General features: G+C 32.3%; 2 protein-coding genes. Both read left to right on the top strand.

Annotated elements, in window-relative coordinates; genetic code table 11:
• The first annotated feature begins 165 nt into the window (after positions 1-165).
• On the top strand, positions 166-1,419 hold the full coding sequence (locus QHH19_07140) for a radical SAM protein (GenBank protein ID MDH7518094.1): 1,254 nt from the start codon (positions 166-168) through the stop codon (positions 1,417-1,419).
• Between the two features lie 502 nt (positions 1,420-1,921).
• Positions 1,922-2,609 (top strand): hypothetical protein (locus QHH19_07145; protein ID MDH7518095.1); only part of this gene is annotated, 688 nt, incomplete at its 3' end.

A 2,609-nucleotide genomic window follows, 5' to 3' on the forward strand; every position in this document is an offset into this window, starting at 1 on the left:
TGCCAGAATGTTCATGAAAAATACGTCGGAGTAAAAATGAATACGATCGATGTTCTTCTTTACTTGCCTAACTACTGATCTTATAGTAAAATATATAAAGAATAAATCAATTTTATCTTATAGTAAAATATATAAATAGTTGTATTATGTCTACTCTAAAGTAACATGACGATAAATGAAATACTACCAAAAAATGGCACCCATGAAAAAAAAGTATTCATATACAATATGGCATGTCAAAGAAGATCTATCGACGCCAAAACCATCTCACAATATTTTAGGGAAAATAACTACGAAATCGTTGACGATCCCAAAGACGCAAATTACATAATTTTCTTCACATGCGCATTTGTAAATGACATTGCAGATAGATGTATTGATACAATAACCAAACTCCAAAAATATGATGCAGAATTAATAATAGCAGGTTGTTTACCAGATATAGACCAAGAAAAATTAAAAAAAGTATTTGATGGAAAAATCATACCCACAAAAAACCTAAACGTAATAGATGAAATTTTCACAGATAACGATACGAAACTCTCGAAAATATACGAACAACACAGAATATGGCAAAATTTCAACCCATTTGGAGTATCATTACAACCAGCAAAAATATTTAAAAGAATAATCCAAAAATCTAAATTAATCAGAAAGGTATACAACTATATAAAAGAAAATATAATAAGAAAATACCTCAGTGAAAATCTACTTTTCTCCCAGTTAGTGATAGCACATGAGAATTCTTATATCATTATGATAAGCAGGGGATGCATACATAACTGCTCATACTGCGCTATAAAAAGAGCGGTAGGGCCTCTTAAGAGCAAATCTATAGATCAATGCGTCAGGGAGTTCAAAGAAGGACTAAATCAGGGATACACTGAATTTGTTTTAACCGCAGATGATGTAGGTATATATGGACTTGATATAAAAACAAACTTTTCTGAGCTTCTAGATGCACTAACAAATATAGAAGGAAACTACTCAATAACAATGGCAAATACACATCCACGCTGGATCATAAAATACATTGATAATCTTGAGAGAATATTCTCGAGAAAAAAAATAAAAAGCATACTTATCTCAGTTCAATCAGGTAGTCCTAGAATACTCAAACTAATGAAACGTAATGTTCAGATCGATGCTTTGGTAGATGCTGTTGCAAGATTGAAAAAAGCCTGCCCTGAATTAGAAATCGTCTCACATTTTATTGTTGGTTTTCCCAGTGAAACAGAAGAGGATTTCCAAAAAACATTAGATGTCGTCAAAAAAATACAATTTAATCGCGCATTAGTCTTTAAGTATTCTGATGTTAACGGTACAGAGGCTACAAAAATTGAACCAAAGATTCCTAAATCAGTAATAAATAGGAGACGAAGGAAGCTTTTAAAACTTATAAAACAAAAACAGATTTAAAGTAAATAGAATTTTAATTTAAATATAATTAGGTTATAAATGGACTTTGCACTGGTGATGAAAAGGAAATTGACCTTGTGATTTTTACAAAAAATTGAGATGACAGAAGATTAATTGAGTGTTGACTAACAGACCTGTATACAGATAAAGAATCTGACCAATCGCTTTGAACATCGTTAATATCTTTTGCTTTTACCCTGCTTTGTGTAATTATTTTTGATTAATATAGGATTTATAATTAAGAGAATTCTCCTTCTGTATCTGTTGATACAGATGTTAAAGACAATGATATTAGCAACGCACATATAACTAGAATCGAACATGCTGCTCGACATAATGATGGCCATAAAAGTTTTTAGCCCACCTATATTAAATTATATCTAATGTATCTAATATTTTTAGTCTTTTTTTGATTTTTAAGAGCTATAAAAAAGTTTTTATATAGCAAATGCATGAGAGTAAATAGTAAATAAAAATTTTATAAATGGGAGGTAATTAAAAAATGAAAAAGCTATCGTATATTGTAGCAGGATTACTAATCTTTAGTAGTTTTGCTGCAGTGGGAATTGGAAAAGACGCTAGTGTTCTAATGGGGATGTCTGAACGTTTAAAACCCGTTACTGACGGTGGTAATATAGATAGTGCAGGTCTAACTTTTTCAGTACCAGCTATTGCATATATAAATGTAGATGGTACTACATATGCGGAGTTAGAAGTTGCAGGTGCAAACCAGTATGTTCCCTATCCAGGAGAACCATTACTACCTGCTTATACTACAACGAAGACTTATCCACTAGGTACCAAGATAATAAGTGTTGAACTAAACTTTAATGTGGGTCAAGTCAAAACAATGCAACTAGCACATAAAATAAAACCCATGTCGCAACCTGTACCTGTAGCATATGCCGTTGAAGGCGGGGCGCAGTACCTAGAATCTGAGCAGATCTATAACTCAGTGAACTTGTATCCAAGTAGCTGGGTTAGCTATGTTGCTAACATAGGACTGGATGAAAACAACCAGATAAGCACTTTCTTAAATATAAGGTGTTATCCAGTTCGATACAGCCCTGCGACTGATACCATAAAATATATCGATGGATCTGCTACATTGAAGATAACATATAAATTACCTACTAGTCCAATAACTTTTGGTGATGATTATGATTTGGTGATCATCGCTCCATCTGCGT

It is taken from the genome of Candidatus Thermoplasmatota archaeon, assembly GCA_029907305.1.
GTDB lineage: Archaea > Thermoplasmatota > E2 > DHVEG-1 > DHVEG-1 > JARYMC01.